The organism is Amycolatopsis rhizosphaerae (assembly GCF_007713715.1).
Taxonomy (GTDB): domain Bacteria; phylum Actinomycetota; class Actinomycetes; order Mycobacteriales; family Pseudonocardiaceae; genus Amycolatopsis_E; species Amycolatopsis_E rhizosphaerae.
In genome coordinates this window covers 1-4,713 of the sequence record NZ_VJWX01000542.1, presented here as the reverse complement: position 1 = coordinate 4,713, position 4,713 = coordinate 1, and the positions used below count along the sequence as shown (strand labels likewise).

Genomic DNA, 4,713 nt, shown 5'->3' with positions numbered 1-4,713 from the left:
GGCCGGAACTGTCGGACGTGCCGGTCCGAGCGCCGGAACTCGCCGAGCTGCGCGCGGCCGTGCACGGGGCACGGATCGATGCCGACCTGGCGCTGGGCAGGCACGCCGAGTTGATCGCCGAACTGTCCGCGCTGGTGCGGGAGAACCCGCGTGCGGAGCGGACCGCCGGGCAGTTGATGCGCGCGCTCTACTACTCGGGCCGCCGCGTCGACGCACTGGACGTGTACCGGCAGGTGGCCCGGCACGTTTCCGACTCCTTCGGCATCGACCCCGGCCCATCGCTGCGGGCGCTGCACGAACGCATCCTGAACGACGACCTGCCGCCCGTGGCGCCTGCCCTGCCCCCCGCCATGGTGGACGTGACGCGGATCGTGCCCCGGCAGCTCCCGCCCGCACCAGGGCCGCTGGCCGGGCGCGGCGCGGAGTTCGCGTGGCTCGACGGACTTCCGGAGGACGGCGTCGTGGTGCTCACCGGCGCCGCCGGGGTCGGCAAGAGCGCGCTGGTCGTGTCCTGGGCTCGGCAGGCGTCGCGGCGCTTCCCGGACGGAGCGCTGTACACCGCCCTGCGCGGCTTCGACCCGCAGCATCCGCCGGTCGAACCGGCCGACGTGCTTTCCCAGTTCCTGCAGGGACTCGGTGTGCCGCTGGCCGATCTGCCGGAGCGGTTCGAAGAACGGGTCGCGCTGTACCGGTCGCTGATCGAGGGCCGCCGCATGCTGGTGGTGCTCGACGACGCCGCCTCCGCCGACCAGGTCCGCCCGCTGCTGCCCCCGGGCACCATGGCGGTGGTGACCAGCCGGAGCCGTCTCGACGGGCTGGTGGTGTCGCACGCGGCGACGGTGCGCCGCCTCGATCCGCTGGCCCGACGGGATTCGATGCGCCTGCTGGCCGAGCTGGCCGGGACGGGAACCGCCGAGCAGCACGAGCGGCTCGCCGCGCTGTGCGGCGATCTGCCCCTGGCCCTGCGGATCGCCGGGGCTCGGCTGGCCGGCGCGCAGGAATGGCGGGTCGAGGATTACCTGGCCGAGCTGGCCGGTGAGCGGACCCGGCTCACCGCGCTCGACATCGGCGACGTGAGTGTCCGCGCCGCGCTCGACGTGTCCTACCGGGGACTGTCCCCGGAGGCCGCGGGCACCTTCCGCGCGCTCGGGGTGCTGGCCGGGCGCAGCGCCGGACCCCATTTGGTCGCGGCCATCGAGGAGGTTTCCGTGCCCGCGGCCCGTGCCCGTCTCCGGGAGCTGGCCGCACACCACCTGCTGACCGAGAACGGGCCGGACGTGTTCACCCAGCACGATCTCGTCCGCCTGTACCAGCGGGAACTGGCCACCCGCGGCGAACACGTGCTGGACCGGTCGTTGCGCTACTACCAGGCGGTCGCCGACCGGGCCCGCCGGAAACTCCTGCGCGTCATCGACCCGCTCGATTTCACCGGCCTGCCGGTGGTGGCGCCGGCACTGGACTCGGTGGACGAAGCGCTCGCCTGGTTCGCCGCGGAGTGGCCGAACCTGATCGCGACCGCGGCGGCGGCGCAGGACGCCGGACGGCACGACGAGGTGTGGCGCCTGACCAGGGTGGCGAACACCTACCGGATCGTGCGGCCGGTGTGGGACGAATGGTCGCGGCTGGTGGAGCTCGGCACGGCCTCTGCGGAGGCGTCCGGCAGCGCGGAGGCGCGGGCGTGGATGCTGCTCGCCCGGTGTGCCCTCGCGCTGACCTACGAACTCGGGGAGCGCGGCCTCGCCGACGCCGAAGCCGCGCTCGGGCTTTCCCGCGAGCTTCCTGATGTGCGGCTGGCGATCGCGGCCAAGATCCATCGGGGCTGTGCGCTTACGCTGCAGGGGCGGTACCGGGAGGCCATCGACTGCCTGCGGGAAACGGCCGAGGAGGCCGCGCGCGCCGGCGATCTCGGACAGCGTGTTCAGGCGCTGAACCGCCGCGCGGACGCGGAGAAGCGCGCGGGCGACCATGCCGCCGCGATCCGGCACCAGCTCGCGGCGCTGGAGATCGACCGGCGGCTCGGCGACGACAGTTATGTCGTCGCATCGCTCAACAACGTCGGTGAGCTCCACCTGCACCTCGGCGATTTCGACGAGGCGCTCCGCTACGCGCGCGAGGCCGTCGAGCTGACTGCGAACCGGGGCTTCCTGCTGCAGGAGGCACTGAGCAGGCTGACCCTGGCGCGGATCCTGCGCGTTCGCGGCGACCGGGAAGGCGCCCGGGCCCAGCTCGGCCTGTCGGTCGCGCTGTACCGGCGGGTCAGCCCCCGGATCACCCGCACCATGGCCGACGAACTCGCAGCTCTCGGCCTTGAACACAGTTAGCGAATTCTTAGCCCCCGCTCCCTCTTCTGCGTTAAGGTCACCCTCGGCCGTCTGACGCAATGGGGGAGCGCCAGACGGCCATCCACTTCTCGTGCTTGAGTCCCACGCTCGCGCGGATCGTTCTTCTCAAAGACCGCGGGCGACGATGTCGCCGACGGTGGTGGTCGCGTGAACCGTGAGCTGGGCGGCGGCGCCTTCGGTGTTCTTGAGCGAGTTGTGGATGCGGCCGTGGGAGGTGCCGGCGTCGAGGGAGGCGGAGACTCCGGTGGCGGCGCCGATCTCCACGTCGCCGGCCTCGGTGCGTAGCACGACGGTGCCGCGCACGGCCTCGGTGATGCGGATGTCGCCCTTGCTGGTGCGGATCTCCGCGGGTCCGTCGAGGTGGTCGACAGAGATGTCGCCCGCGACGGTGGTGAGGCGGGCGCTGGTGGCCTCGTCGAGGTGGATCGAGCCGTGCTCGCTGTCGACGGTGACGTCGCCGAAGCGTCCGGTGGCCTGGAGTTCGACGCTGGCCGCCTTCACTTCGAGGCGGGAACCGGCGGGCAGCCCGACCGTCACCTGCAGGTATCCGGAGGGGCCGAAGTACTGGTTCTTCGCCGAGGCTTCGATGCGCAGGACTCCGTCGGCGTATTTGACCTTGGTCTGCTCCGCCACCTTCACGTCGCGGCCCTTGGCGGCGTCCGCGGGCCGGATTTCGATCGTGGTGTCGGCCCGGTCGGCGGCGAGGAACCGGACGTGCCCCGCGGGGATGTCCACGACGGCGGAGATCGGCTGGGGGGTGTTGAACGTCGGCATGGCGTGCCCTCCTTCGTTGGGGGCCCGCTGAGGTGGACCCCGGTGAACTTGATGGAGTCCACGATCGAGGGCCGCACTGACACCGGACAGCCACCGCACTGACACGGCCACTGACACGGCCACTGACACGCACCGCCCGCGGCGGTCTTCAGGGAACCCGCTCAGTGGTCGAAGAGGCTGACTTCGGGAGTGATCTCGAGGAGTTCGTGGACCGGGCGGCCGCGCCTGCCGTCGATCGTGGTGGTGCGCACCACGCGCAGGCGTGCGGTCACCGGCCGGTCCAGGTTCTCCTTGATCTCCTCCAGCAGGTCCGGCGCGACCGCGCCCTGGATGAACCCGCCCGACTCGCGTTCCAGGTAGAAGATCCGCCGCCGGGTGCGGACCCCGTCGAGCCGGCCGGTCACCGTCTCGTACCCGACCGCCTCCCGGGACTCGCGCAGGCTGCTGTGCAGGACCTTCGCCTGCTCCAGCGTCATGCTGCGGGCCACCTCGTCGCCGGAGGTGGGGGTCAGCTGCAGGCCGACCCCGACGTTCTTGATCACGGCGTTCACGATGTCGCTGACGGCGTTGCGCACGGTGTCCCGCTGCAACAGAACCGCGTCGAGCGCGCCGTCGTCCGAGCCGTTGGCGGGCAGGAAGTCGCACAGTTCCTTCACCGCGCGCTCGGACAGCGTCTCGATCCCGTCGTGGATCAGCGCGTCGTCGTGCGGCGGCTCCGGGAACCCGAAGAAGATCGTGTTGCCCGCCTGGCCGCGCTGGATCAGCGGGGCCTTGTCCCGGTCGGCGGGCTGGACGTAGGTGACTTCGCCCTGCGGGTTGCGGATGATGTGCCCGATCTTGGCGGTCGCGTCCTGCAGCGCCCGGCTGATGTCGGAGAACGTGTACGCGTCCAGATTGGTGGAGCCGAGCATCGACACCCGCAGCAGGGGCGAACGGCTGGTGCGCTCGAACTTCGCGTGGGCCGCCATCGCCGACGCCCTGGCCAGATCGTCGAGCCAGGTCCCGCCGGGAATGTCGTCCGCGATCCGCCGGAACTCCATCATCACCACACCACCTCGGGGAATCCGCGTGTGCCGTGGCCGGACCAGGTGTACGCCCAGGTCGCCTCGTCGCCGGGGAAGCACAGGAAGCCGTCGAGCAGACCGCCGACGGGCTGCACCTGGTCGAGGTACATCGCGGGCTGGCCGATGATCACGCCGCGAAGGGTGAGCAGGCCGTAGAGCGAGTCACGAGCCGGGCCGGTCATGCGCTTGAGGCTGCCCCAGTCGTCCGGGATGAGCACCACGTCCAGCCCGCTGGGCACGCGATCGCCGCGCACGATGAACGAGCCGCCGATCCAGGCGCGACCGCCGGGGATGATCCTGGCGACGGCGCCGAGGTAGCTGTTCAATGCGCTGAACAGGATTTCGCGCTCGTTCTGGTAGGGGGCGTCGAAGACGAGCCGTTCGTAGATGTCGGCAAGATCGGCGGGAAGCCGCCCAGGCGGGAGTAAGCCCTCCGTGGTCCAGTGCGGGAGCGGCATGGCCAGAACCTATCAGTGCCACCGGGCGGAGCCGGAACGCCTGTCAGGTCGTGGGCGGCCAGTCCACCGGTAGTG

The 4,713-nt window shown here is 71.3% G+C and carries 4 protein-coding genes; 1 reads left to right on the top strand and 3 read right to left on the bottom strand.

From position 1 onward, the window contains the following. Positions 1-2,321, top strand: a 2,321-nt coding sequence (locus FNH05_RS32600; RefSeq protein WP_144592689.1) for an ATP-binding protein, incomplete at its 5' end; no start/stop codon positions are given. A gap of 126 nt (positions 2,322-2,447) precedes the next feature. Here the strand turns inward: FNH05_RS32600 and FNH05_RS32595 are convergent. From FNH05_RS32595 to FNH05_RS32585, 3 genes are all read right to left on the bottom strand, one after another. Continuing rightward, positions 2,448-3,116 carry a DUF4097 family beta strand repeat-containing protein gene (locus tag FNH05_RS32595; protein ID WP_144592688.1) on the bottom strand — a complete coding sequence of 223 codons (669 nt, stop codon included), beginning with the start codon at positions 3,114-3,116 and terminating at the stop codon, positions 2,448-2,450. A gap of 161 nt (positions 3,117-3,277) precedes the next feature. Next, positions 3,278-4,159, bottom strand: a complete 882-nt coding sequence (locus FNH05_RS32590; RefSeq protein ID WP_222426774.1) for a hypothetical protein — start codon at positions 4,157-4,159, stop codon at positions 3,278-3,280. Continuing rightward, positions 4,159-4,638 carry a DUF6932 family protein gene (locus FNH05_RS32585; RefSeq protein WP_144592686.1) on the bottom strand — a complete coding sequence of 160 codons (480 nt, stop codon included), beginning with the start codon at positions 4,636-4,638 and terminating at the stop codon, positions 4,159-4,161. Before FNH05_RS32585 ends, FNH05_RS32590 begins: the two co-directional genes overlap by 1 nt. Between the last annotated feature and the right edge of the window lie 75 nt (positions 4,639-4,713).